1 pseudogene and 1 other annotated feature are annotated in these 757 nt (G+C 61.3%); the pseudogene reads right to left on the bottom strand.

From position 1 onward, the window contains the following. Positions 1 to 757, bottom strand: a pseudogene (locus tag NCT04_RS34250) (IS3 family transposase); the annotation flags it as partial. Then, positions 441 to 557: a sequence feature (AL1L pseudoknot), on the bottom strand. It overlaps the preceding pseudogene by 117 nt.

Below are 757 nucleotides of genomic sequence, written 5' to 3'. Positions count from 1 at the left end.
GTACGCGCTGAGCTTGACACTCTCCAGCCTACGATGCGTCGCGCGAACACATCAACGATAAAGGCAACATAAGCGAAGCCTTGCCAGGTAGCCACGAAGGTGAAATCTGACACCCACAGCGCGTTCGGCCGTGACGCTTTGAACTGCCGCTGGACGTGATCAAGCGGGCACGGTGTGTTTCGCTCGCTGACGGTGGTTCGAATCGATCTGCCGCGCCGCACACCTTGCAGCCCGAGCCGCTTCATCAGTCGCTCGACAGTACACCGTGCGAGCTTGAATCCCTCGCGCGATAGCTGCCGCCAAACCTTGCGCGCACCATACACCCGAAAGTTCTCCTCCCATACACGCCGGATGTGCTGACACAGCAGTGCATCGCGCTGCGCGCGCGGCGGCAGCCGACGCGGATCAGCGCGTCGAGACGAATGAGGGTAATATGTCGACGGGGCGATCGGCAGCACCCTGCAGATCGGCTCGACCCCATACGCCGACCGGTGATCGTCAATGAAGGCAATCATCACTTCGGTCGGCGGTCGAGCTCCGCCTGTGCGAAATATGCCGAGGCCTTGCGCAGGATTTCATTGGCCTGACGCAGTTCCCGGACTTCGCGTTCAAGCTCGCGGATGCGGTCCTGCTCCTGCGTCTTGGGGCCCGCGCGCAGACCACGATCGCTCTCAGCCTGACGAACCCAGTTTCTTAACGTTTCGCGTGAGCAACCCATCTTGGCGGCAATCGACTGGATTGCTTCCCATTGCGTCGC

The organism is Caballeronia sp. GAFFF2 (assembly GCF_023631485.1).
GTDB lineage: Bacteria > Pseudomonadota > Gammaproteobacteria > Burkholderiales > Burkholderiaceae > Caballeronia.
This window is presented reverse-complemented; position numbering and strand designations above follow the sequence as displayed.